The organism is Bradyrhizobium sp. 1(2017) (assembly GCF_011602485.2).
Classification (GTDB): domain Bacteria; phylum Pseudomonadota; class Alphaproteobacteria; order Rhizobiales; family Xanthobacteraceae; genus Bradyrhizobium.
The window spans coordinates 2,374,380-2,399,223 of record NZ_CP050022.2; the positions used below are offsets into that span (position 1 = coordinate 2,374,380).

The 24,844-nt window shown below is 65.1% G+C and carries 24 protein-coding genes; 13 read left to right on the plus strand and 11 right to left on the minus strand.

The annotated features are described in order from the left end of the window. The first annotated feature begins 72 nt into the window (after positions 1–72). Positions 73–285: a hypothetical protein gene (locus tag HAP40_RS11375; RefSeq protein ID WP_166817716.1), complete on the plus strand. Its 213-nt coding sequence runs from the start codon at positions 73–75 to the stop codon at positions 283–285. 62 nt (positions 286–347) lie between these two features. Continuing rightward, positions 348–551, plus strand: a complete 204-nt coding sequence (locus tag HAP40_RS37310; protein ID WP_414645396.1) for a PilZ domain-containing protein — start codon at positions 348–350, stop codon at positions 549–551. Positions 552–662: 111 nt separating this feature from the next. Here the strand turns inward: HAP40_RS37310 and HAP40_RS11380 are convergent, their stop codons facing one another. The 3 genes from HAP40_RS11380 to HAP40_RS11390 all read right to left on the minus strand — a co-directional run bounded on the left by HAP40_RS11380 (position 663) and on the right by HAP40_RS11390 (position 3,198). Next, complete coding sequence (locus HAP40_RS11380) at positions 663–872, minus strand: hypothetical protein (protein WP_246741123.1); 210 nt, start codon at positions 870–872, stop codon at positions 663–665. 131 nt (positions 873–1,003) lie between these two features. Continuing rightward, complete coding sequence (locus HAP40_RS11385) at positions 1,004–1,861, minus strand: VOC family protein (RefSeq protein WP_166817714.1); 858 nt, start codon at positions 1,859–1,861, stop codon at positions 1,004–1,006. A 146-nt stretch (positions 1,862–2,007) separates the two neighbouring features. Beyond that, positions 2,008–3,198 carry a urate hydroxylase PuuD gene (locus HAP40_RS11390; protein WP_166817713.1) on the minus strand — a complete coding sequence of 397 codons (1,191 nt, stop codon included), beginning with the start codon at positions 3,196–3,198 and terminating at the stop codon, positions 2,008–2,010. 200 nt (positions 3,199–3,398) lie between these two features. On the opposite strand from HAP40_RS11390, the gene HAP40_RS11395 reads away from it, so the two are divergent. Beyond that, entirely contained in the window at positions 3,399–4,742 is a 1,344-nt protein-coding gene (locus HAP40_RS11395) for a PQQ-dependent sugar dehydrogenase (protein WP_166817712.1), read from the plus strand. 168 nt (positions 4,743–4,910) lie between these two features. Here HAP40_RS11395 and HAP40_RS11400 read toward each other — a convergent pair whose 3' ends face one another. Then, entirely contained in the window at positions 4,911–5,711 is an 801-nt protein-coding gene (locus tag HAP40_RS11400) for an SDR family NAD(P)-dependent oxidoreductase (protein ID WP_166817711.1), read from the minus strand. A gap of 235 nt (positions 5,712–5,946) precedes the next feature. Here HAP40_RS11400 and HAP40_RS11405 point away from each other — a divergent pair, with 235 nt between their 5' ends. From HAP40_RS11405 to cyoD, 4 genes are read left to right on the plus strand one after another with little or no spacing between them, the layout of a single operon-like run. Continuing rightward, positions 5,947–6,780, plus strand: coding sequence for a cytochrome ubiquinol oxidase subunit II (locus HAP40_RS11405; protein ID WP_166817710.1), 834 nt, complete (start codon positions 5,947–5,949; stop codon positions 6,778–6,780). Then, the gene (gene cyoB, locus HAP40_RS11410; protein WP_166819546.1) at positions 6,770–8,770 is read left to right on the plus strand and encodes a cytochrome o ubiquinol oxidase subunit I; all 2,001 of its coding nucleotides are present in this window, start codon (positions 6,770–6,772) and stop codon (positions 8,768–8,770) included. The genes HAP40_RS11405 and cyoB overlap by 11 nt, the downstream gene beginning before the upstream one ends. Further along, a complete protein-coding gene (locus tag HAP40_RS11415) occupies positions 8,770–9,411 on the plus strand; it encodes a cytochrome (ubi)quinol oxidase subunit III (RefSeq protein WP_166817709.1) in 642 nt (213 codons plus the stop codon). The genes cyoB and HAP40_RS11415 overlap by 1 nt, the downstream gene beginning before the upstream one ends. Further along, positions 9,408–9,794, plus strand: a complete 387-nt coding sequence (gene cyoD, locus HAP40_RS11420; protein WP_166817708.1) for a cytochrome o ubiquinol oxidase subunit IV — start codon at positions 9,408–9,410, stop codon at positions 9,792–9,794. The genes HAP40_RS11415 and cyoD overlap by 4 nt, the downstream gene beginning before the upstream one ends. Before the next feature lie 223 nt (positions 9,795–10,017). On the opposite strand, the gene HAP40_RS11425 is transcribed toward cyoD, so the two are convergent. Continuing rightward, positions 10,018–10,806, minus strand: coding sequence for a thermonuclease family protein (locus HAP40_RS11425; protein ID WP_166817707.1), 789 nt, complete (start codon positions 10,804–10,806; stop codon positions 10,018–10,020). A 203-nt stretch (positions 10,807–11,009) separates the two neighbouring features. Between HAP40_RS11425 and HAP40_RS11430 the strand changes: the two genes are divergently transcribed. The 4 genes from HAP40_RS11430 (at position 11,010) to HAP40_RS11445 (ending at position 15,978) form a co-directional block, all read left to right on the plus strand. After that, positions 11,010–12,608 (plus strand): GMC family oxidoreductase, encoded by a 1,599-nt coding sequence (locus tag HAP40_RS11430; RefSeq protein ID WP_166817706.1) that lies wholly within the window; start codon positions 11,010–11,012, stop codon positions 12,606–12,608. 7 nt (positions 12,609–12,615) lie between these two features. Further along, a complete protein-coding gene (locus tag HAP40_RS11435; protein WP_166817705.1) occupies positions 12,616–13,065 on the plus strand; it encodes a hypothetical protein in 450 nt (149 codons plus the stop codon). A 106-nt stretch (positions 13,066–13,171) separates the two neighbouring features. Further along, the gene (locus HAP40_RS11440; RefSeq protein ID WP_166817704.1) at positions 13,172–14,191 is read left to right on the plus strand and encodes a S1C family serine protease; all 1,020 of its coding nucleotides are present in this window, start codon (positions 13,172–13,174) and stop codon (positions 14,189–14,191) included. A gap of 59 nt (positions 14,192–14,250) precedes the next feature. Further along, the gene (locus HAP40_RS11445; RefSeq protein ID WP_166817703.1) at positions 14,251–15,978 is read left to right on the plus strand and encodes an FAD-dependent oxidoreductase; all 1,728 of its coding nucleotides are present in this window, start codon (positions 14,251–14,253) and stop codon (positions 15,976–15,978) included. Between the two features lie 136 nt (positions 15,979–16,114). Here the strand turns inward: HAP40_RS11445 and HAP40_RS11450 are convergent, their stop codons facing one another. Further along, positions 16,115–19,591 carry an indolepyruvate ferredoxin oxidoreductase family protein gene (locus tag HAP40_RS11450; RefSeq protein WP_166817702.1) on the minus strand — a complete coding sequence of 1,159 codons (3,477 nt, stop codon included), beginning with the start codon at positions 19,589–19,591 and terminating at the stop codon, positions 16,115–16,117. Positions 19,592–19,746: 155 nt separating this feature from the next. Here HAP40_RS11450 and HAP40_RS11455 point away from each other — a divergent pair, with 155 nt between their 5' ends. Both HAP40_RS11455 and HAP40_RS11460 read left to right on the plus strand, forming a co-directional pair. Then, on the plus strand, positions 19,747–20,700 hold the full coding sequence (locus HAP40_RS11455; protein WP_166817701.1) for a hypothetical protein: 954 nt from the start codon (positions 19,747–19,749) through the stop codon (positions 20,698–20,700). Positions 20,701–20,781: 81 nt separating this feature from the next. Further along, positions 20,782–21,480, plus strand: coding sequence for a cysteine hydrolase family protein (locus HAP40_RS11460; RefSeq protein WP_166817700.1), 699 nt, complete (start codon positions 20,782–20,784; stop codon positions 21,478–21,480). Positions 21,481–21,506: 26 nt separating this feature from the next. Here HAP40_RS11460 and soxA read toward each other — a convergent pair whose 3' ends face one another. Genes soxA through HAP40_RS11485 form a run of 5 tightly spaced genes read right to left on the minus strand, consistent with a single transcriptional unit; the run spans position 21,507 to position 24,786 of the window. Next, on the minus strand, positions 21,507–22,286 hold the full coding sequence (gene soxA, locus HAP40_RS11465; protein WP_166817699.1) for a sulfur oxidation c-type cytochrome SoxA: 780 nt from the start codon (positions 22,284–22,286) through the stop codon (positions 21,507–21,509). Next, on the minus strand, positions 22,283–22,600 hold the full coding sequence (soxZ, locus tag HAP40_RS11470; RefSeq protein ID WP_166817698.1) for a thiosulfate oxidation carrier complex protein SoxZ: 318 nt from the start codon (positions 22,598–22,600) through the stop codon (positions 22,283–22,285). Before soxZ ends, soxA begins: the two co-directional genes overlap by 4 nt. Continuing rightward, positions 22,600–23,067 (minus strand): SoxY-related AACIE arm protein, encoded by a 468-nt coding sequence (locus tag HAP40_RS11475; RefSeq protein WP_166817697.1) that lies wholly within the window; start codon positions 23,065–23,067, stop codon positions 22,600–22,602. The genes soxZ and HAP40_RS11475 overlap by 1 nt, the downstream gene beginning before the upstream one ends. A gap of 8 nt (positions 23,068–23,075) precedes the next feature. Continuing rightward, the gene (gene soxX, locus HAP40_RS11480) at positions 23,076–23,522 is read right to left on the minus strand and encodes a sulfur oxidation c-type cytochrome SoxX (protein WP_166817696.1); all 447 of its coding nucleotides are present in this window, start codon (positions 23,520–23,522) and stop codon (positions 23,076–23,078) included. Beyond that, positions 23,515–24,786, minus strand: a complete 1,272-nt coding sequence (locus HAP40_RS11485; protein WP_166817695.1) for an NAD(P)/FAD-dependent oxidoreductase — start codon at positions 24,784–24,786, stop codon at positions 23,515–23,517. Before HAP40_RS11485 ends, soxX begins: the two co-directional genes overlap by 8 nt. Between the last annotated feature and the right edge of the window lie 58 nt (positions 24,787–24,844).

A 24,844-nucleotide genomic window follows, 5' to 3' on the forward strand; every position in this document is an offset into this window, starting at 1 on the left:
CGAGAGAGCCCGTCAGGTGGTTGATCGACTGGGCTCAACTTTGCATGGCGCTGCTCTAAGCAGGTTTCGGTCATGAAGCTTGTTGCTACACACGAGTATCCGTATCTCGACGTTCAAACCTTAAGCGAGCGCCGAGCGCGCGACACGTTGTTCCGATATGGCGAGAATTGCTTCGTGTTGCACATGACTCCCGGCGAAGGGGAGGAAGACCAACTTTTGTGGTTGGATAGCCGGGCGGCGCTGCTTTGGATCAATCAGAGCGCTGAGGAGTACGGATCGATCTAGGGACTGCAATAGCGGTTGAACTCATGGTAGAGACACGTAACGCACCACGCTTTCGTGCGGCTATGCCAGCGCAAATAGAGGGAGCCGGAGACAAGATCTCCTGCATGATCCGCGATATCTCGACATCGGGCGCGGCGCTGCAATTCTTGAATACGACAGACCGAATACCCGCCAGGTTCACTCTCGTCATCCCAGAGCACGGTCTAAAGTTGCCTTGCCGAGTGGCCTGGCGCGCACCCTTCCGGATAGGTGTGGCGTTTCTTTGAAAGTGATGCCGGCTTCGAAGCTTTGTAAGTCAGTATTGACTTGCATCCATTACTCTACTGCCTCGGTCCCCCGTCGCGTAGGAACAAACCGCGACGACGCGCTACGACAGGCTACCTCGCCTTCGTCCAACTCGCATCTATCCGGCTATGGCTGGACGCGTGCTGATCGAAAGCGGCTTGCGGCCTCGTCATGATGTCGTAGAGCGAGATGCCCTTGATCGGCTTGCCCATCAGCTCGTGGACGCATTCGGCGAGCGTGCCGTTGTAGACGAGATGGGCGGACCGCGATCCTTCTGCCGCTCGCCCTGCAGCGACGGCCACATCTTCAGCTCGGCCGGCGCGTCATAGGCGATCGGCGATCCCTCTTTAAACATGGGCTTGCCTCAGGCAGCGTGAAGTGCCTGGACATCCTGCTGCCGCCGGGTAAATGCTCGTTGAAGAATTCGCTAAGCTCAGCCGGCGACGAAGGCGAGCAGGGTGCCGTTGGCCTTGGCCGGCGGCACGCAGATCGCACGGCCGCTGCGCACTGCCGCCGAGCCCAGCGCCTTCTCGGTGGCTGCGAGATCGCCGCTGACGAGCACCAGCGCCGCACCGCCCCGCTCGGAGAGGCCGGTGAGGGGTACGCCCGGATAGCGTCTGCCGAGCTGGTCCAGCGTCAGATAGACGAAGTCTGCGCGGTCGCCGCCGGAGGGGACGGTGACCGCTCCGTCCGCATCGGTCGCCGGCTCGCGGTCGATCAGCCGCCCGAGATGTGCGGCTTCCTTCGCGGGCTCGGGCGTTGCGATCAGCGTCTGCCTGATCCGCTTCGCTGCATTCGCGTGCTTCATCAATTCCGCAATCCAAACGGTTTCGCGGGTCTTGTGCTGGCAGGCGAAGATGCGCACGCCGCCGGGGGCTTCGGCGGTCGGCCACATGAAGGTGCGGAATTTTGCCGCCGAAACCGTGCCATCAGGCAGCGTCACCGGCCGCTCGAAATCGGTCGGACCGATCGGCTCCAGGCCCCGTGCGCGAATCTCCTCGGCGCCGGCGGCGGAATCAACCGCGGTGAAGGCGATGCGCTCGATGCCTTCGCCGCGCTTGTCGAGGAAGGCGCGAGCGGGGGCGTTGAGCTCGGTCGCAGCGAGCACGCCGAGCAGCTCCATGTAGTCGGGGTCGAACATGATGGTGTAGTTGCCCGTGCCCATATGGACGCTGTGGGTGCCGCGCGGGGACACGGTGAAGCCGAGCCGCCGATAGTTCTCGGCCGCCTTGTCGAGCTCCTTCACCATGACCACGGCGTGGTCGATACCGATGACGTTCTTGAGGGCCACTGTTCTTCCCCGCGGATGCAGACTGACCTGGGCCGCGTCAGCGGCCGCGGCTCCTGTCTACGCCGGATAGGCGGTCAAGTCATTTTCAATTCAGTGGGCGATGCGGAATTTCATTCCGTGAAATGATCCGTCGACGCGCGGCGGTATCAACGGGCCTGCTCGAGATAGGCGGCGAGGGTGGCGCGCTCCTCGCTGGTCATCTCGGTGATGTTGCCCGGCGGCATCGCATTCGACCAGGCGGCCACGCGGCCGATCAGGCGGATGTTGCGGTGGATGTGCTCGGGGGCGTCGAGCAGGATGCCTTTCGGCGCGGTGACGATGCCGGCCCAGACCGGCTCGGCGGCGTGGCACATGCTGCAACGGGACATCACGATCTCCTCGACGTTGGCGAGCGTCGGCGTTGCCGGCCGCGCGCCGGTCTTGACCTCGCGCGGGCCGGCCGCGGAGAGGAAGAGGATCGCGATCACGCCGACAGCCGCAACGCCCCACACCCACCACGGCGATTTGCGCCCCGCATGCCGCGCATTGAAGAAGTGGCGGATCACCGGGCCGAGCGCCAGGATGATGGCGACGATGATCCAGTTGAAGCGCGTGGCGTAGAGCAGGGGGTAGTGGTTGCTGATCATCAGCACGACCACGGGGAGCGTCAGATAGTTGTTGTGGACCGAGCGCTCCTTGCTGGCCTTGCCGAGCTTCGGATCGGGCGCCTGTCCCGCGATCAGGCTGGCCACGATCTTCTTCTGGTTCGGGATGATCAGTGCGAAGACGTTGGCGACCATGATGGTGCCGATGATCGCGCCGATCTGGTTGAAGGCGCCGCGGCCGCTGAGCACATGGGTGAAGGCATAGGTCAGTGCGACCAGGAACAGGTAGCCGCCGATGGCGAAGGGCAGCTCGCGCTGCGCAAGCCCGCTGCGGCAAGCGGCTTCATAGAGCAGCCACGCCAGCGCGAGGCTGCAGAAGCTGAACAGGCCGGCCTGCAGTGGCGAGAGGTCGAGGATGGACTTGTCGACCAGGAACAGATCGGCGTCGAGATAGTACACCACCACCATCAAGGCGAAGCCGGACAGCCAGGTGGTGTAGGCCTCCCATTTGAACCAGGTCAGCTCGTCCGGCATCTGGGAGGGTGCGACCAGATATTTCATGATCCGGTAGAAGCCGCCGCCATGCACCTGCCAGGCCTCGCCCTGCACGCCGCCGGGCAGGTCTCTCCCGGGCCTGAGGCTCAGGTCGAGGGCGATGAAATAGAAGGAACTGCCGATCCAGGCGATCGCGGCAACCACGTGCAGCCAGCGGAGCAACAGGCTTGCCCATTCCGATATGACGGATCCCCACATGATCTTCCCATCAGTCGCGAGCCCCACCCCTACAATGTGTCGCACCTATCTGCGGTGTTTTCCAGTACGATGGGTCGCATCCAATGCAGATCGCGCGGGCATGAGCTGACGAGGGATGTGGCAGGTGTTGAACCTGCCGCAGAACGTTTGCGGATAATCGGCGTTGACGCCCGGTACGTAGAGGTGGGGAGGAAGGCGACGTGAGGAACAGGATCTCGCCCGCGGTGATGTCCGCGATGCTGCTGCTGCTCGCATTTGCGGCCGGAGCGCAGGCCGAGCCGGTGTTGCAGGGCAAGGACGCCTATGGCGATTGGCGGGCGGACAAGCCCGGCACGGTCAGGTTGATCCGCCCGCAGGATCTGGTCAGGCCCGGCGCCTCGCGGTCGGTTGCGAGCTTCTCGCGCGTGGTGCCGCGTCCGCCGGACGCGGAGCTTCAGGTGCCGGCAGGCTTCAGGATCGAGCTGTTCGCCGAAGGCCTGCGCGCGCCGCGCATCGTGCGGGTGGCGCCGAATGGCGATGTCTTCGTCGCGGAGACGCGGGCCGGCACCATTCGCGTGCTTCGTGCCGGCGAGGGCAACAAGCTCGCCGGCAACGAGGTGTTTGCCAGCGGTCTGCGGCAGCCGTTCGGCATCGCCTTCTTCCCGAACGGCGACGATCCGCAATGGGTCTATGTCGCCAATACCGACAGCGTCGTTCGCTTTCCCTATCGGGCCGGTGATCTCAAGGCGCGCGGCAAGGCGGAGACGATCGTGGCAAGCCTGCCGCATGACGGCGGCCATTCCACCCGCGACATCGTCTTCACGCCCGACAACAAGCGCATGCTGGTCTCGGTCGGCTCGCTCAGCAACGTCGCCGAGGGCATGGGCACGCCGCCGGGCGGATTGGAGGCGTGGTCGAAGGCGCAACCGCTCGGCGCCACGTGGGCCAGCGAGACCGAGCGCGCCGCCGTGCTCGCCTTCAATCCTGACGGCAAGGAGCGGAAGATCTACGCCACCGGCATCCGCAATTGCGTCGGCCTCGCGATCCAGCCGCAAACCGGCCAGCCATGGTGCTCGAACAACGAACGCGACGGCCTCGGCGACGATCTCGTGCCCGATTACGTGACCAGCGTGAAGGAGGGCGGCTTCTACGGCTGGCCGTGGTTCTATATCGGCAACAACGAAGATCCGCGCCATGCCGGCGCGCGAGCCGACCTCAAGGACAAGGTGACGGTGCCTGACGTGCTGATCCAGCCGCATTCGGCCTCGCTCGGCATGACCTTCTATCAGGGCACGCAGTTTCCGCCCGAGTACCAGGGCGACGCTTTCGCCGCTCAGCACGGCTCCTGGAACAGGTCGAAGCGTACCGGCTACAAGCTGATCCGCATCAAGATGAAGGACGGCAGGCCGACCGGCGAGTACGAGGATTTCGTCACGGGGTTCGTCGTGAGCGACAGCGAAGTGTGGGGCAGGCCGGTGGGTGTCGCCGTGGCGAAGGATGGATCGCTGCTGGTGTCGGAGGACGGCAACGGCACGATCTGGCGGGTGAGCCGGCAGCCGCAGTGACGGTGCACCCTCTCCCCTTTGCGGGAGAGGGTGGCTTCGCGAACGCGAAGCCGGGGGAGGGGGTTCACTCCTCACGAACGGTAGCACGAATAGAGAGAACCCCTCATCCGGCGCTTCGCGCCACCTTCTTCCACAAGGGAGAAGGGAAGAGCACCGTGCTCGCTTCGATCACCCCCGCCTCACGCTCGCGCCGCCATCCACCGGCAACGTCACGCCGGTAATGAAGTTCGCTTCATCGGACGCCAGGAACAGCGCGGCGTTGGCGACGTCCCAGCCGGTGCCCATCTTCTTGCGCAGCGGCACCTTGCTGTCGCGCTCGGCCTCGACCTCGGCGCGGGTCTTGGACCATTCGCGGGCGCGGGTGTCGACCGCCATCGGCGTGTTCATCAAGCCGGGCAGGATGACGTTGGCGCGGATGCCGTATTCGGCATTCTGGTAGGCGAGCTGTTCGGTGAAGGCGATCATTGCCGACTTCGTCGCCTTGTAGGCGACGTAAGGATAAGTCGTGATCGCCGCCATCGAGGAGATGTTGATGATGGCGCCGCTGCGTTGCGCGCGCATGATCGGGATCACTTCTTTTGCCGCGAGAATGCAGCTCTTGAGATTGATGGCGACCACGCGGTCGAATGCCTCTTCGGTCAGCTGCAGCAATTCGGCATCGCCGCCGGACAGGCTGACGCCGACATTGTTGTGCAGCACGTCGATCCTGCCCCAGCGGGACTGCGCGTCCGCCACCATCGCCTTGATGTCGGCCGCCTTGGTCACGTCGGCCTTGCAGGCCGCGGCGCTTCCTTGCCTCGCGGTGATCATCGCGACCGTTTCCTGCGCCGATTCCAGATGATGATCGACGCACAAGACCTTGGCACCCTCGCGCGCAAAGGTGAGCGCAGTGGCACGGCCATTGCCCATGCCTTCGCCGGGGCTTTGCCCGGCCCCGACCACGATCGCAACCCTGTCCTTCAGGCGCATTTCGGTTCGCTCCCTTATATTTTCGTGCAGATTAGCAATCGCCCCCATCGGAGAGAAGGGCGCGGCTCCTGCGTTCATGTCATTGAGATCACATGGAATTGCATGCTGCGGCCGGCCCGTCGCGCATGGCGGCCCCTGGCGGGTCAGGAACCGATTTGAGGTCGCAGCGTTTGTTGCGGGGCCTTTCCCGCGCTAGGCTCTGTCCCGGGGCTTCCCAAACACCAGTGGCTTGCCGATGAATCTGCTCGATCCACAAGGGCCTGTGGCTGCGGCCAACAGCACCATCCTGGTCGATTCCGTTTTCATCATGCTCGTGATCGTGGTGCCGACCATCATCGCGATCCTCGGCTTCGCGTTCTGGTTTCGCGCCTCGAATCCGAAAGCGCGCTATCAGCCAGGCTTCGTCTATTCCGGCCGCGTCGAGATGGTGGTGTGGGCGATCCCGACGCTCACCGTCATCCTGCTTGGCGGCGTCGCCTGGATCGGCTCGCATCAGCTCGATCCCGCCGCCCCCGTGCCGGGCACCGGCAGCCCGGTGCGTATCCAGGCCGTCTCGCTCGACTGGAAATGGCTGTTCATCTATCCGGATCAGGGCATCGCCACCATCAACACCCTGACCGTGCCGGCCGGCGCCGAGCTGAAATTCCAGCTGACATCGTCGAGCGTGATGAACACGTTCTTCATCCCGCAGCTCGGCAGCATGATCTACACCATGAACGGCATGGTCACGAAGCTGAACCTGCGCGCCGACAACGAAGGCAAGCTGCAGGGGCTGTCGGCGCACTTCTCCGGCGACGGCTTCCCCGACATGATGTTCGACGTCAACGTGGTGTCGCCGCTCGCCTTTCCGGACTGGGTCGCGGCCACGGCGAAGAGCGATGCCGTGCTGAATGCCGACAGCTACAAGAAGCTGATGCAGCAGGGCATCGAGAAGGGCCGGCCGGTCTTCCGTCTCGAAGACCCGCGCCTGTTCGACCTGATCGCGACCCAGCACATTCCGCCGGGGCCCGGGCCGGAGCTGCTCTCCGATGCCGGCCGTCCGCACAGTGGAGGCCATGATGCTCGGTAAGCTCGACTGGTCGGCCATCCCGTTCGATCAGCCGATCCCGCTCGTCGCTGGCGCAGTGGTGCTGGTCGCGATCCTCGCCGTGCTGGCCTGGGTCGTGGTGAAGGGACATCTGCCCTATCTCTGGAGCGAATGGATCACCAGCGTCGATCACAAGCGCATCGGCGTCATGTATGTACTGCTGGCCTCGGTGATGTTGCTGCGCGGCGGCAGCGACGCCATCATGATGCGGATCCAGCAGGCCGTCGCCTATCAGTCGCAGGGCTATCTGCCGCCCGAGCACTACAACCAGATATTCTCGGCGCACGGCACCATCATGATCTTCTTCGTGGCGATGCCGTTCGTGATCGGACTGATGAACCTGATCGTGCCGCTCCAGCTCGGCGTGCGCGACGTCGCTTTCCCGACGCTGAATTCGGTCGGCTTCTGGCTGACGGCGACCGGCGCGCTGCTGGTCAATATCTCGCTCGTCGTCGGCGAGTTCGCGCGCACCGGCTGGCTCGCCTTTCCGCCGCTGTCGGAATTGTCCTACTCGCCCGGCGTCGGCGTCGACTATTACGCTTGGTCGCTCCAGATCTCCGGAGTCGGGACGCTGGTGGCCGGCATCAATCTGGTCACGACCGTGCTGAAGCTGCGCACCAAAGGCATGAACTATCTGCGCATGCCGATGTTCTGCTGGACCACGCTGGCCTCGAATCTGCTCATCGTGGCGGCCTTTCCGATCCTCACCGCCACGCTCGCGATGCTCTTGCTCGACCGTTACCTCGGCTTCCACTTCTTCACCAACGAGGCCGGCGGCAACGTCATGATGTTCATGAACCTGATCTGGGCCTGGGGCCATCCGGAGGTCTACATCCTGGTGCTGCCGGCCTTCGGCATCTTCTCCGAGGTGGTCTCGACCTTCTCCGGCAAGGCGCTGTTCGGCTATCGCTCGATGGTGCTGGCGACCATGGCGATCTGCGTCATCTCCTTCATGGTCTGGCTGCATCATTTTTTCACGATGGGCGCAGGGCCCGACGTCAACGCGATCTTCGGCATCGCCAGCATGATCATCGCGGTGCCGACGGGCGTGAAGATCTACAACTGGCTGTTCACGATGTATGGCGGCCGCATCCGCTTCGCGACGCCGATGCTGTGGGCGATCGGCTTCATGGTGACGTTCATCATCGGGGGATTGACGGGCGTGCTGCTCGCGGTGCCGCCGGCCGACTTCATCCTTCACAACAGCATGTTCCTGGTGGCGCACTTCCACAACGTCATCATCGGCGGCGTGCTGTTCGGCGCCTTCGCCGGCTTCGAATACTGGTTCCCGAAGGCATTCGGCTTCCGTCTCGACGAGCGCTGGGGCAAGGCTGCGTTCTGGTTCACCTTCGTGGGCTTCTTCGTCACCTTCATGCCGCTCTACATCGCCGGCATGCTCGGCATGACGCGGCGGATGCAGCATTATGACGTCGCGGCGTGGCGACCCTGGATGATCGTTGCCGCGATCGGCATGGCGGTGCTGGTGATCGGCGTGATCTGCCAGATCGTGCAGATCGTCGTCAGCGTTCGCAACCGTGAGGCCTTGCGCGACCGCACCGGCGATCCCTGGGACGGGCGCTCGCTGGAATGGGCGACATCGTCCCCGCCGCCGGCGTTCAATTTCGCGTTCAATCCCGACGTGCGCGGCGAGGATGCCTATTGGGACATGAAGGTTCGTGCCCAGCAGCAATCGCTCGATGCCGACAGGCCGGAATATCAGGACATCGAGATGCCCAAGAACTCGCCGACCGGTTTCGTCTGCGCGTTCTTCGCCACCATCATGGGCTTTGCGCTGATCTGGCACATCTGGTGGATGGTGATCCTGGGCGGTCTCGGCGCCTTCGCGACCTTCGTCGTGTTCGCCTGGCGCGACCATGACGAATACGTCATCCCGGCTGCGGAGGTCGCAGCGATCGACCGCGTCAATGTCGAGGAGCGGCGCGGCCTCGTCAGCATGGCGGGAGCAGTCTGATGGCGATGACCGCGACCGCCGGCCACGCGCACGCCGATCCCCATCACATCGGGCTCGTCATCGAGCATCCCGGACCCGCGTCGAAGCGGACCGTGACCGCCTACGGCTTCTGGATCTTCCTGCTCTCCGACATCGTGATGTTCTCCTGCTTCTTTGCAGCCTATGCGGTGCTGGTCGGCCAGACCGCCGGCGGTCCGAAGGCAGCGGAGATCTTCGAGCCGAGATACGTCGCGATCGAGACGGTCTGCTTGTTGCTGTCGAGCTTCACCTGCGGGATGGCCAGCATCGCGGCCGATGTGCGCAACCGGTTCTGGTTCTATCTCGGCATGACCGTGACTTGCGTGCTCGGGCTTATATTCCTCGTCCTCGAGTTCCGCGAATTCGCCAATCTCGTCGCGCGCGGCTACGGCCCGACGCGCAGCGCGTTCCTGACCGCGTTCTTCTCGCTGGTCGGTTGCCACGGTCTGCATGTCTCCGCCGGCGTGCTGTGGCTCCTCACCATGATGGCCCAGGTCTACGCAAAGGGCTTTCGTGCCGATATCCTGCGCCGGATGCTGTGCTTTGCGCTGTTCTGGCACGCGCTCGACATCATCTGGGTCGCGGTGTTCTCCGTCGTCTATCTGCTTGGGAGTGCGGTATGAGCGATCAGACCCATGCGCGGACCGACCACGACCTCGCACCAGGCGAGGAAGAGCAGCACAGCGTCGGCAGCCGCATTCTCGGCTATGTCGTCGGCCTCGTCCTGGCGCTACTGCTCACGGCGACGTCGTTCTTCATCGCCGGAACGGATCTGGTCTGGCAGCCATCGATCCCCGTTGCGTTGATCGTGCTGGCGATCGCGCAGATGGGCGTGCATCTGGTGTTTTTCCTGCACATCACGACCGGCCCTGACAACACCAACAACGTGCTGGCGCTCGCCTTCGGCCTCCTGGTGGTGTTCCTCGTGGTCGGTGGCACGGTCTGGATCATGGCGCACCTGAACGCCAACATGCCGCCGATGGACCACATCATGCGGATGCAGTGATAGGACCCGCACAAAAAAGAAGAGCCGCTTGTGGTGACAAGCGGCCCAAGTCTAGGGAGGAAACGCCCGAGCAAGGCAATCGGGCCGAAGCCGGATTGCTGCCAAGGAACACGCTCGCGCAAGACGCTTGCGTATGTTCATTAGGTGCAGCAACTCCCGATTCGGTTCAATTCCGGATCAATACGGTCTCGGTCTACCACTCACGGGTGTGTGAACGATTTTTTCACTTTGGCCGGCGGCAGTTATAGGCCTTGCGGAAGCCGGCGGCCTGGGCGTCGTCCTCCGAGCAGAACCAGCGGTCCGGCTTGGTGGTCGCCGGATAGCTTGGGCAGCCCCTGAGATGATAGATGCCGATATTGCCGGTGACGCGCGCGCGCACCGCGAGCTTGCCCTTGATGCTGCAACTCGGCGGCATGGTCAGTTCTTCCGGAAACAGCACGGCGCGGATTTCCTTGTCGCGGTCCGGGCGGCAGGCGGCGCCCAGAAGCGCGCCGTCCTTCTTGCCGCTACGGAAATCTTGCGGTGCAACAAAGCAACCCTTCCAGATTCCGGCCGCCGCCGTCTTGGCCTCAGTGGCCGCCGGCTTGAGGTTGGCCTTGACCGGCTCGCGCGCGAGGGCAAAGCCGAGCCTGATCAGCTGCTCGTTCAAGCTGGCCTTGTCGCCCTCGGCCGTGCAGATGGCGCGATGCCGCTTGCCAAAACTCTTCTCCGGCCCGACATCGTCGCAGCGCACCGTCCGTTTGCCGATCAGCTTCGTGAGCTGGTCGCGGGCGTCGATGCCGCAAGCCCAGGAATCGGCGTGATCGTCGATGCAGACCTGGTCCAGCTCCGGCGCGTCGACGCCGTCGAGCCGGTAGGTGACGTCGCCAACCTGGATGGCGTTGCCGTCACGGACCGTCGCGGCGCCGGTCAGCGCGGAGACCGGCCCGGACGAGGCCAGAAATCCGGACGACGCAAACAACGAAACGAGCGCAAAAGCGCGGGCGGCGGCAAAGAAATTCTGGAAGGACATACGGTCTCGCTATCGATGGCTCGTGCGCCCTGTTCCTAGCACCCGGATGTGGCAGATACCAATGGTCTGCGCCCTGCGAAGTGGGACATTCCGGCCTCGCGGCTTTACTCAGCCGTTGCTCTGATCCTATCGTTCACCGGCCTCGGCGGACCGCGAAAGGCCGAATCGCCCGGAAAGCGGCGAGGGGGAGGAAAAGGTTTGCGATGAAAGACCCCGTGGACGTCCTGATCATCGGCGCCGGCGCTTCTGGCGCGGCGGTGGCGTGGTCGCTGGCCGAAACCAAGATGCACATTCTCTGCCTTGAGCAGGGCGGCTGGATGAACCCGGCGGAATATCCCAGCACCGGCCGCGACTGGGAGGCCAAGTTCTACGGCGAGTGGTCGTCGAGCCCCAACGTTCGCGGACGTCCCGAGGACTACCCGATCAACGACGACAACTCGCCGATCAAGGTGGTCAATTACAATGCGGTCGGCGGCTCGACGGTGATGTACACCGCGCACTGGCCGCGGCTGCATCCCTCCGATTTCAAGGTGAAGACGCTCGACGGCGTCGCCGACGACTGGCCGATCGACTACGACGCGCTGACTCCGTTTTTCGAAGAGAACGACCGGATGATGGGCACCTCAGGCCTGTCAGGCGATCCGCTCTCGCCGCTGACGCATCCGCCGATGCCGCAGCAGCCGCTCGGATTGTCCGGCGCCATCATCGCCAAGGCGATGAACACGCTCGGCTGGCATTGGTGGCCGTCGGACACGACGGTCGCGACCATGGACTATGAAGGCCGGGCGCGCTGCATCAATCTCGGCCATTGCACGCCGGCCTGCGCGCAAGGCGCAAAGTCCTCGACCGACATCACCTATTGGCCGCATGCGGTGCGCGCCGGTGTCGAACTGCGCACCCATTGCCGGGTGCGCGAGATCACCACCGACGAGAACGGCATGGCCTCGGGCGTGGTCTATTACGACAGGGACGGCGTCGAGCAGTTTCAGCCGGCGCATGTCGTCATCATCGCCTGCAATGGCGTCGGCACGCCGCGGCTGCTGCTGAATTCGGCGTCCTCGCGCTTTCCGAACGGGCTTGCCAATTCGTCCGGCCTCGTCGGCAAGAACCTGATGTTCCACCCCTATGCGCAGATCTACGGCTACGTGAAGGAGCCGACTGACAGCAACCGCGCGCCGCCGACCTGCCTGTGGAGCAAGGAGTGGTACGACACGGACCTATCGCGCGGGTTTGTACGCGGCTTCGGGGTCCAGTTCGTGCGCGGGGCAGGGCCGGTGTTCGAGGCCGTCGTCAGCGAGCAGAAAGGCATTCTGCCGTGGGGAGAAGATCATCACCGCGCCTTCCGCAAGCTCAACGGCCATCGGCTCGGATTCTCCGCGATCTGCGAGGACCTGCCGGAGGAGCACAATCGCGTCACGCTTGATCCCGTGCTGAAGGACAGCCACGGCATTCCCGCGCCGAAGATCAACTATACGATCAGCGAGAATAGCCAGAGGATGATGGATTATGCGCTGGCGCGCGGCCGAGAGATTCTGGAGACCGCCGGCGCGACCGACATCTGCGTCAACTCGCCGATCCCCTGGGGCGGCTGGCATCTGCTCGGCACCGCGCGGATGGGCACCGATCCCGAACGCTCCGTCGTCAACGAATGGGGCCGTACCCACGACGTGAAGAACCTCTTCATCGTCGACGGCAGCATCTTCGTCACCTCCGGCGGGGTGAACCCGACCTCCACCATCCAGGCCCTCGCGCTCTACATCGCCGATCAGATGAAGCAGCGCCTCGCCAATTTGTTCGATTGAGGCCGTGATGTCCGCAGACACTCAACTGACGCGCGTGCAGCGCGACGATCTCCGCACCATCGCCGCGATGATCGTTCCCGCCAGCGACGAGTACAAGGTGCCCGGCGCCGACGATCCCGCGATCCAGGCCGACATGCTGGCAACGCTCGGCCGCGATACCAAACTGGTCGCGGCGGCGCTGGATCATCTGGCGCGGCTCGCCGGAGCGCCGCTCGCCGAGCTCGATGCCGTCAGGCGCGAAGCGGTTGCGCTGGAGTTTCGCAAGCACGGCGGTGCAGCTGCCGTAACGCTCGTCCGCGTCGTGCTGCAATGCTACTACCGCGACGACCGCGTGCTGGGCTCGCTGGGGATCGAGCTGCGCGCGCCATTCCCGAAGGGCCATGTGCTGCCGGACGGCGATTGGTCGCTGCTGGATCCGGTGAAGGCAAGGGCAGGCACGCTGCGGCGGGCGCCCTAACCACTTGGGCAGTTCAATACCCGGTAGTCCAGCCCTGCGCCCCAAGCGGGCCACTTGCGCCGGCAGGAACAGGCCACCATCTGTGTGAGCCTCAAGGACTCTTGCCATGCTGGACCTCACTTCAGATATCGCCGATGACGCGTCGTCATCGCGAACGACGGCGTCTGTCCCGGCCGATGACCGGGCCCTGCTGGATGCCTATTCCAATGCCGTGATCGGCGTGACCGACCGCGTCGGACCTGCGGTTGTGCGCGTCGAGACCGGGCCGAAAGTGCCGAACGGCCGCGAGCGCGGCGGGCTCGGCTCCGGCATCGTGATCTCGCCGGATGGACTCGTGCTCACCAACAGCCATGTGGTCGGCTCCTCCAGGGAGATCCGGCTGCGCGACGTCGAGGGCCATGTCGGCGACGCCCAGGTGCTCGGCGTCGATCCCGACACGGACCTTGCGCTGCTGCGCGCCAACGGCGTTCGCCATCTGCCCTATGCCGCGCTCGGCAATTCCAAAACTTTAAGGCGCGGCCAACTCGTGATCGCGATCGGCAATCCGCTCGGCTTCGAGTCGACTGTGACCGCCGGCGTGGTCTCGGCACTCGGGCGCTCGATCCGCTCGGTCAGCGGGCGCACCATTGAGGACGTGATCCAGACCGATGCCGCGCTCAATCCCGGCAATTCCGGCGGCCCGCTGGTGTCGTCGAATGCCGAGGTGATCGGCATCAACACTGCCATCATCAACGGCGCGCAGGGCATCTGCTTTGCCGTCGCCAGCAACACTGCGCAATTCGTGCTGGCGGAGATCATCCGCCACGGTTATGTCCGCCGCGCCTATATCGGCGTCGCCGGACAGACCGCACCGGTTCCGCGGCGGCATGCCGTGCTGGCCGGGGTCGAGAACAAGATGGGCGCGCTTCTGATGCAGATCGAGCCGGATGGGCCGGCGGCCAAGGCCGGCCTGCTGCCCGGCGACGTCGTGATCAGGCTCGACGGCATCGAGATCAACGGTGTCGATGATTTGATCCGCGTGCTCGACCGCGACCGGATCGGCCGGCGGCTCGCCATGGACGTGCTCCGGCTCGGCCGCCTCCGAGCGATCGACATCGACCCGGTCGAGCGCAAGCCACAGCGCTAGCGCTCGACGGTCGCGGCGGGGTATGACGGTGTCATGCCTCGCCTTCGAAAGCCTGCCGCATGATGCCGGCGCACGAGACCTACGACGTCATTGTCATCGGCGCCGGTGCCGGTGGCATGACGGCGGCGGCTGTGGCCGCCGCCGAAGGTCTGCGCGTGCTGATGATCGAGAAGACCGCTTTCGTCGGCGGCACCACCGCATGGTCGGGCGGCATGGTCTGGATCCCCGCCAATGCCAAAATGAAAGAGGCGGGGCTGTCCGACAGCATCACGGATGCCGTGCAATATCTGTCGAGCACGGTCCCCGAGCCCGCCAATGCAGGCCTTCGTGCCGCCTTCCTCGCGCGCGGGCCGGAGGCGATCTCGTATCTCGAGGCCAACACCGAGTTACGGCTCCAGCCGGTGAGGGCCTATCCGGATTATTATCCGGAGCGGCTTGGTGCGACGGCCGGCGGCCGCGTGCTGGAGCCGGTGGCGTATGATGGCAAGCGGCTGCGCAAGGCCTTTGGGCGTCTGCGGCCCCCACTGCCTGAATTCACGCTGTTCGGCGGGATGATGGTCAATCGTCTTGACATCCCGCACTTGCGCCGGGCCGGAAAATCGCTGCGATCGACGTTGCGAACCGCGCGTCTCATGTCCGCCTATGCATGGCAGCGCCTGCGTGCGCCGCGCGGCACGACGCTGCATCTCGGCAATGCGCTCGCTGCGCGGCTCTATGCCTCGCTGCTGGCGCGGCAGGTCGAGATCCTCTTCAGCGCCGATGTCGAGGACTTGTCGATGCGAGGCGATCGCGTCGCCGGTGTGGTGATCCGCCATGGCTCCCGCGACCGCCTGATCGCGTCGCGGCGCGGCGTGGTGCTCGCCACCGGCGGCTTCTCGCACGATGCGAGCCTGCGCAAACGCTACTTCCCGGCCGGCGCCGGGCTTATCTCGGCGACCAGCACATCTGGCACGGGCGACGGGCTCCGGCTCGCCGCGACGGCCGGTGCTGCGCTCGATACGGACGCGACGAGCCCGGCCTATTGGGTGCCTGCCTCGCTGTTTCGCCGCGCCGACGGCAGCCGTGGCGTGTTCCCGCACACGGTGACGGACCGCGCCAAGCCAGGGGTGATCGCCGTCAATAAAGCGGGCCGGCGCTTCGTCAACGAAGCGCTATCCTACCATGAGTTCGTGCTGGCGATGTTGCGCGACGGCAATGGCGAGCCGGACCGGCCGTTCTACCTGATCTGCGACCGCGCGTTCCTCTGGTGCTATGGCCTCGGCCGCATCAAGCCGTTCACGCGCAACTATCGGCGCTATGTCGCGAGTGGTGAGCTGGTCGAGGCGCCCGACATTGCGCAGCTTGCGGCGAGGATCGGCGTCAAGCCGTCCACACTCGCGGCGACGGTCGCGACCTACAATGTCGATGCCAAAGAGGGCCGCGATGGCGAATTCGGCCGCGGCAGCACCGTCTACCAGTGCCACCTCGGTGATGCCGCTCACAAGCCCAATCCCTGTGTTGCGCCGATCCTTCGCGCGCCGTTCTTCGCCATGCGCATCCATCCGGCCGATCTTGGCACGGCGATCGGCATGAAGGTCGATGCCCAGGCGCGTGTGCTGCGCGCGGACGGCACGCCGATCGCAGGCCTCTATGCCTGCGGCAACGATATGGTCTCGATCATGAACGGCAATTACCCGGGGCCGGGCATCACGCTCGGGCCGGCGCTGACGTTCGGGTACATCGCGGGAAGGCATCTGGCGGAGGGGAGCGCGGCGACGACGACGAGCGCTGCGGAGGTCTCCGCCTAACCGTAGTCTCCGCTACATCCACGTCATTGCGAGCGCAGCGAAGCAATCCAGAAGTCCCTCCGCGGAGATGGTCTGGATTGCTTCGTCGCTTTGCTCCTCGCAATGACGAGTGGTGAGAGCCTTGCGTCCCTAACGGTTATTCCGCAGCCGCCGCAAAACGGCTGTTCTCGAGCTCCGCTTCCAGCCGCGCCGTTTCGGCGGATGCCAGCTTGATATTGGTTTCCTTGACATGGCCGAAGCCACGGATGGTCTCCGGCACGCGCGCCAGCCTTGCCAGCAGCGGGATCTGCTCGGCTTTCAGCCCGGCCATCCGCTGATCGATCATGCCGAGATAATCCTGGATCAGCTTGCGCTCGGTCCGGCGCTCCTCGGTGCGGCCGAACGGATCGAGCGCGCTGCCGCGCAGGAATTTGAGCCTGGCGAGAACGCGGAAGGCGTGGATCATCCAGCCGCCAAACTCCTGCTTCTGGAGCCGGCCCGTCGCCTTGTCGCGCTTCGCGAAGATCGGCGGCGCGAGGTGGTACTTCAGCGTGAAGTCGCCGTCGAACTTCTCCGACACTTTTGTCGCAAAGCTGCCGTCGGTATAGAGCCGTGCGACCTCGTACTCATCCTTGTAGGACATCAGCTTGAACAGGTTCTTCGCGATCGCCTCGGTCAGCTCCGTGGACGTGGGCGAAACTGCGCTCTCCGCCTTGCGCACCCTGGCGATGGCTGCGAGGTAGCGGTCGGCGTAGGCCTTGTCCTGATAGCCGGTCAGGAATTCCGCGCGGGTCGCGATGACGTCGTCGAGCGACTTGGTCGGCGCGGCAGCCCTGGTCTTGAACTGGAGCACGCTGCGCACCCGCGACATGTCGTGGGCGGCAAGGCGGCCCCAGGTGAAGGCGAGCTTGTTCATCTCGATCGCGGCGCCGTTGATCTCGATGGCGCGGAGCAGAGCTTCGAGCGACAGCGGGATCGCGCCCTTCTGGAAGGCAAAGCCGAGCATGAAGGGATTGGTGGCGATGCTGTCGCCCATCAGCGCCGCGGCAATGCCCGTGGCGTCGATGATGTCGAGGTTCTTGTCGCCGATGGCGTCGCGCAGCACGGTCTGCATCGTGCCCATCTCGAAATCGAGATCGGGATTTTGCACGAAGCTCGCGGTCGGCTGCAGATCGGCGTTGATATAGGCCCTGGTCACGCCGCGTTCGGCGCGGCTGAGCGCGGTCGGGCCGACCGAGACGATCATGTCGCAGCCGAGGATGACATCGGCGCCGCCGGTGGTAATGCGGACCGCGGAGATGTCCTCCGGCTTCGGAGCGATGCGGACATGGCTCATCACCGCGCCGTTCTTCTGCGACAGGCCGGTGAAATCGAGCGCCGAGCAGCCGCGGCCGTCGACATGGGCGGCCATGCCGAGCAGGGCGCCGATGGTGATGACGCCGGTGCCGCCGATGCCGGTGACGAGGATGTTGTAAGGGCCCTCAAGCTCGCGCGCCGGGGGCAGCGGCAGGTCGGCGAAGAGTTGGCCTGAATCCACCGCCGACGTCTTCATACGCTTCAGTGAACCGCCATGGACGGTCACAAAACTCGGGCAAAACCCTTCGACGCAGGAAAAGTCCTTGTTGCAGTTCGACTGGTCGATCTGGCGCTTGCGGCCGAACTCGGTCTCCAGTGGCTGCACCGAGACGCAGTTCGAGGCCTGCGAGCAATCGCCGCAGCCTTCGCAGACGAGCTCGTTGATGAAGGCGCGCTTGGCGGGATCCGGATAGAGCCCGCGCTTGCGCCGGCGGCGCTTTTCCGCAGCGCAGGTCTGGTCATAGATGACGACGGTGAGGCCCTTGATCTCGCGCAGCTCGCGCTGCACGGCGTCGAGCTCGCGGCGGTGATGGATCGTGGCGCCTTGCGGGAAGTAGTTGCCTTGCGGGTACTTGCTCGGATCGTCCGAGACAATCGCGAGCCGCTTGACGCCCTCGGCCCAGACCTGATGCGCGATCTGCGCGACGTTGAAGGCGCCTTCGGCCGGCTGGCCGCCGGTCATGGCGACGGCGTCGTTGTAGAGGATCTTGTAGGTGATGTTGATGCCGGCGGCGGAAGCGGCGCGGAGCGCCAGAAGCCCGGAGTGGGTGTAGGTGCCGTCGCCGAGATTCTGGAAGATGTGGGTCTCGCTGGTGAAGGGCGACTGGCCGATCCAGTTCACGCCCTCGGCGCCCATATGCGAGATCAAATCGGTGCGGCGGGTCGGCATGCTCAGGGCCATGCCGTGACAGCCGATACCGGCCATGGCGCGGCTGCCCTCGGGCACCCGCGTCGAGGTGTTGTGCGGGCAGCCGGAGCAGAAGAACGGCGTGCGCGCCAGCTTGATCGGTGCGCTGGCGGTGGCGGGTTGGTCGAAGGCCTCGAGCCGCGCCAGCCGCTGCTCCAGCACCGGACTGTGATGGCCGAGCTTGCGCAGTCGTGCCACCAGGGCGGAGGCGACGATGGTCGGCGTCAACTCGCCCTCGCTCGGCAAGAGCGGCGCGCCGCGCTCGTCGCGCTTGCCGGTGACGGTCGGGCGCCTCGAGGCATCGATGTTGTAGAGAATGCGCATCAGCTGGTCTTCGATGAAGCCGCGCTTCTCCTCGACCACCAGCACGTCCTGAAGACCTTCGGCGAACCGTTTCGCCCCGCTTTCCTCCAGCGGCCAGGTCATCGCGACCTTGTAGATGCGCAGGCCGAGGTCCTGCGCGTCCTTGTCGGTGATGCCCAAATCGGCCAGCGCCTGGCGCAGGTCGAGATAGGCTTTGCCGGTCGCGACGATGCCGAGCCGCGCTGGCTTTGAATCGAGCACGATGCGGTCGAGCTGGTTGGCGCGGGCGAAGGCCTGCACCGCGTCCATCTTCGGCCCGAACAGGCGCCTTTCGGCCTCCAGCGGTGGATCCGGCCAGCGGATGTTGAGGCCGCCGGGCGGCATCTCGAAATCGTCGGGCAGCCTGATCTGGATGCGTTCGGGATCGCTGTAGATCGATGCCGAGCTCTCCACGGTCTCGCTGATGGCCTTGAAGCCTACCCAGCAGCCGGAGAAGCGCGACAGCGCAAAGCCGTAAAGGCCCAGGTCGAGATAGTCCTGCAGCGTCGCCGGATTGATCACCGGGATCAGCGCCGCCGCGAACACCTGCTCGCTCTGATGCGCCAGCGTCGAGGACTGGCAGCCATGGTCGTCGCCGGCCAGCGCCAGCACGCCGCCATTGAGCGAGGTTCCGGCCGCATTGGCATGCTTGAGCGCATCGACCGAACGATCGACGCCGGGACCCTTGCCGTACCAGATGCCGAATACGCCATCGACCTTGGCGCCGGGAAACAGGCCGACCTGCTGGCTGCCCCAGACGGCGGTCGCAGCCAGATCCTCGTTGAGGCCGGGGACGAAGGCGATGTCGTGCTGCTGGAGATGCGACTTCGCGCGCCACAACGCGTGATCGTACATGCCGAGCGGGGAACCGCGATAGCCCGAGATGAAGCCGCCTGTGTTGAGTCCCTGGAGCCGGTCGCGTTCGCGCTGCAACATGGGCAGTCGAACCAGAGCCTGGGTGCCGGACAGGAAGATCCGCTTCGATTCGAGCCGGTATTTGTCGTCCAGCTCGACCTGCATCAGCGTCATTTCGGAAGTCCTTGGCTCTCGGGGTTTGCGCGGCGGAAAGGGATTGCGGCTGCGCGACGCGAATTGTGACAGTCAAAAGCATGCACCGGCGAAGTCAATATCGCTGGCCGCATCCGTGGCGCTCCTGCTAGTCATGGCTTCCAGTGGAGAACATCATGGCTGCAAGCGCATTCGACACCGAGATCACGGAGACGGCCGAGGCCCTGATCGGCCCGTGGCGCCAACCGCGTCAGATGCTGCAGGCGCAAACCTACGACGCGCACGCCTCGATCCATGACGATGCCACCGCGCAGAAGCTCGGCTTCAAGGGCGGCACCATCGAGGGTCCCACGCATTTCAGCCAGTTCGCACCGCTCGGCGAACGGCTGTGGGGGCGCGCCTGGTTCGAGACGGGGTGTCTCTCCGCGCATTACCGCAGCGTCTGTTATGAGGGAGAGGAGGTGCAGGCGATCCTGTCGAAGCCTCTGCCCGGCACGAGCCAGTGCCAGATCCAGATGGTGAAGCGCGACGGCACCGAGGTGCTGCGCGGCACCGCCTCGGTCGGCGAGCCGCACGCAGCGACGGCGCTCGAAACGCGCCTCGGCGAGCTCAAGCCGCTCACTGACCCCGTGATCCTGCGCGATGTGAAGGTGGCGCAGACGAGCAAGCGGCAGCCGGTGCGGATGGCGTTCGACCAGACCATGGGCGATCTCTATCCGTTCTCCCTCCGGCAGAAGCTTACCGTGATCACCGAAAACTCGCCGTACTATTCCGGCGCCGACAATCCCTGGCACAAGCCCATCATCCCGACGGAAATGCTGAGCGTGCTGTTCCAGTATCGCTCCAAGGACGATCCGCTGCCGGCCAGGGGCCCGGCAGTCGGCCTGTTCGCCGACCAGGAGATCAGGCTGGTGAAGGGGCCGCTCTTGGTCGACGAAGACTACGAGGTCGAGCGCGAGGTGGTCGCGCTTTCCGGCAGCCGCCGTACCGAAAGCGCCTGGGTCAAGACGCGCGTGTTCGACAAGGCGAATACGGTGGTCGCGACCATGCTGCTCAACATGGCGACGCTGAAGGAGTCGTACGCGCCGTATGAAGAGGAGTATCGGCGGTTGTATGGGGCGGGACGGTAGCGGCGAGCAGGACAGAGCATTGTCCTGAATGGCACGGCGCTTGCAGACATTCCGGCCACAGAGTTTCTCGCGGGGGGCATCATGCTGAACTCAGCCAAGCCGGCATCGGGCGTCATCAGCGCCGAGCCCGAGCCGATCAGGCTCGATTGGTCCGCCACGGCCCTTCTCATCATCGACATGCAGCGCGACTTCATGGAGCCCGGCGGTTTCGGTGAGACGCTGGGCAACGACGTCAGCCAGCTCGCGCGTGCGGTGAAGCCGATCGGCGCGGTGCTGAAGGTGGCGCGCGACACCGGCATGCTGGTGATCCACACCCGCGAAGGTCATCTACCCGATCTCTCCGACGCGCCGCCGGCGAAGGTCGAGCGCGGCGCGCCGTCCTTGCGCATCGGCGATCCCGGCCCGATGGGCCGTATCCTCATTCGCGGCGAGGCCGGCCACGACATCATTCCCGAGCTCTATCCGCTCGACAGCGAGGTCGTCATCGACAAGCCGGGCAAGGGCGCGTTCTACGCCACCGAGCTCGGCGACGTCCTGGAGAAATATGGCATCGAGAACCTGCTGGTGTGCGGCGTCACCACGGAGGTCTGCGTCAACACCACCGTGCGCGAGGCCAATGACCGCGGCTATCGTTGCGTCGTCATCGCCGATGGCTGCGCATCCTACTTCCCCGAATTCCACGAGATGGGCCTGAGAATGATCAAGGCGCAGGGCGGCATCTTCGGCTGGGTCGCCGACTCGGCCGCAGTCCTGGACGCAATGACCACTTCGACGGGTTAGACGACAGCCGGCCCAAGCCGTGATCGTTACGGGCGCACCGCCGGCGTCTCCATCGGCAGGCCGCGCGCCCGCGACATTAAATAGAGCTCGAGCGCGACCAGCTCGGGCGAACCGTAGTCATAGGCCTGGGCGCGCACGCCGGTCATGCAGCTGCGCAGCCGCCGCTCCAGCGATCCCAGCGTCTGCCATTCCAGCCGATAGAGCGGATAGCCGGTCGGCTGTCCCTGCGTGATCGGCGCGCCCGCGAGGCGCTTGTCGAAATTGTCGTCGTGGCAATTGGTGCAGGCAAGATTGAGCTGCCCCTCGCGCTGCATGAACAGGTCGCGCCCCTGCTCGACGAAGGGTCTTAGCTGCGGATCGTTGCCGGCGCTGATCGGAACGCCGCGCGATTGATGGGCGACGAAAGCGGACAGCGCCAGGAGGTCGCGGCTCTCATAGGGCAGCGGCGTTGCCTGCTGATGATCGGCGCGGCAGAGATTGATGCGCTGGTCGAGCGTGACAGGGCGCGCAAGCGGCTTGTCGAAGGCGGGATAGCGCGCCGCGACGCCCTTCATGCTGCTGCTTGCATCGCCATGGCAGTCGGCGCAGGACTTCTCCGCACTGCCGGTCTTCGTCCCCCACAGCGCCGCGCCGTCGAGCACGAACAGCATGCCCGGATTGGACGTGTCGTCATCCTGCATCGCGCGCGTGTCAGGCCCCATGAAGGAATAGCCGGACCGACGTGCATCGGGCGGGATTTCACCGGCGAGCAGGGCAGGGGCAGCGGCGATGACTGTTGCCGCCGCTATCGCGCGCCAAAAACTCATTCGACAATGATCGATGCCGACGCGGTGGACGAATAGCCGTTGTCGCCGATCCATTCGAACTCGAACTTGCCGCTCTCCTTGGCCACCGTGAAGAAGGAGAGATAAGGATTGGCCGCAATTGCCGGAAACAGGTCGACGCGAAACACCTCGGCGCCGTTGTAGCGACAGGTGAAACTCGTGATGATGTCGCGCGGCACCAGCTTGCCGTCCGCGGTGTGGCGGAAGCCGGTCTCCATGATGTGCGATGTCAGTGTGCGGATCTCGATGACGTCGCCGCGTTTGGCCCTCGCTGGAACGTTGATCAGCGCGGCCATCAGTTCATTTCCTCGGTGCAGGCGGCCAGCGTCACGACCACGTCGGCGGCAACCTGCCAGAACGTGTCGTCGGACAGGCGTGCGATCGCGACCACCTTCTGGGTGTCGGCGAGGCGGATCCGGGTCGAGACCTGGGCGCGGCCGGCGGCGGGACCGAGGTGGAAATTGCCGATGTTCGGCTGCGGGTTCTTCTCGTTGAAGACGTAGATGGACTTGACGTAGTCGTTCGCCGTCATCGGGCTTGCGACGCTTACCGTCATCGGCACGGTGTTTCCGTTTTCGACCAGCGGCGGAATGTCGAGCTTGACCTTGCCGGTGCGAATCTGTGCTTCGCCGACGACGTTGCGGATCGCGGTGGTGAGCATCGCCGGTGTCGCCTCGAGCGGTCGCAGCGTGATGATCGGGATCGTCCCGGCGGCCGTCACGCTCCCGGCAAGGCTCAAGAATTGTCGTCGCGTCGTAGGCATGAGCAGTCCTAGTCCCGAAGCGTTGCAAGATAGGCCACGATGTCCTCGATCTCCGCAGCCGACAAGATCGGCTTGCCGGCGAAATTGCGCCCGACGCGCACGAGGCCGTCGTTGCGATAATAGGACGGCATGATGGTCTCCGGGTTGAAGCGTGAGGCATCGACCAGACGAAGCCGCAACTGGCTCATCGACCACCGGTTCCCGGCGCCGGTGAGATCGGGCGCAAGGTCGCCCTGGAACCGTGTTTCCGGGAACGGGCCGGAATGGCAGAGGATGCAGGTCGTCGTGCGCGCCAGCACCAGTGCGCGTCCGCGCGCGGCATCGCCGGGCGAGCCCGTGAGCGAGTCCGTGATGCCGTCGCCGGTGACCTTGTACGGCACAAGCTCGTCCGCATTCGCGGCGCAGGCAAGACTTGCGGCGATCAGCGCTGCGATATGGAGGGACGCGTTAGCCAAAGGTGGCCGCCGTGATGGTTTGAAACCAGCGCTCGGCCTCGGCGGCCTCGCGGACGCGCAGCTCGCGCGGCGCATCGACCGGGCTGGTCGCGCCGCCTTCGACCTCCGCGAAGATGTCGCCCCTGGGCTGGTAGTTGCCGGCGAGCGAAAAGCCGTAGCCGGGCGCGACAATGTTGTAGCAGACGCCTGTCAACCGCGGCGCCTCCGGCGTGCGGCCCGCGAGCAAGGCGAGGATCGCGGCGCCGCAGGCCTTGCCTTGCGCGGCTGCAGCGGAGGCCGATTTGGGAATGCCGCCGCCGAGGCAGGCGTCGCCTATGACGTGGATGTTCTTGACGAGCTTCGATTCGAAGGTGACGGGATCGATCGGGCACCAGCCGGTCGCGTCCGTAGCGCCCGCGACCTCGGCGATGCGCCCGGCGCGCTGGGGCGGGATGACGTTGGCGACGTCAGGGGTATAGTTGCCGAACTCGGTGACGATGGTCCTGGTCGCGGGATCGACCGAAGTGACGCGGCCGCCTTGCGAGAGAGCGACGCGTTCGATCATGTCGCCATAGAGCTCCTTCCAGGCCTTCTCGAACAGCCGCTGCTGGGAGAAACTGTCCTTGGCATCGAGCATCAGGACCTTCGAGCGTGGCTTGTTGGCCTTGAGATAATGCGCGATCAGGCTGGCGCGCTCGTAGGGCGCGGGCGGGCAGCGCGAGGGATTGGCCGGAATTGCAATGGCGACCGTGCCGCCATCCGCCATGGCTTCCAGCTGCCTGCGCAGCAAAAGGGTTTGCGCGCCGGCCTTCCAGGCGTGTGGCATCTTTTCCGATGCGGCGTCGTCATAGCCGGGTAGGGCTTCAAAGTGAAAGTCGATGCCGGGCGACAGTACGAGACGGTCGTAGCCCAGCGTGACGCCGCCAACGGTTGTCACGCTGCGCTTTTGCGTGTCGATGCCCGTCGCAGCCTGAGTGACGATGCTGATGCCGTCGGCGGCGAGCTTGTCGTAGCCGAACTGCTGCGCCTCCATCTCGCGCAGGCCCGCGATCACCTCGTTGCTGAAGGGGCAGGAGATGAAGGTCTTGTTCGGCTCGATCAGGACGACCTGCAATGTCGCATCGGCGCGCCTGAGCGCGCGGGCGCAGGCCGCGCCGCCAAAGCCGCCGCCGACCACGACGACGCGGCCCGCCGATTGCGCGCGCAGGATCGAAGGCGCGGCGAGCGATGTGGCCACGACGGTGATGCCGAAGACGGCGTTCCGCCGCGTCACCGGCGCATTCATGAGACTTGTCCGCAAAAATGCCGCGGCGGCCTCGTGGCCGCCGCGGTGTTGTTATCTG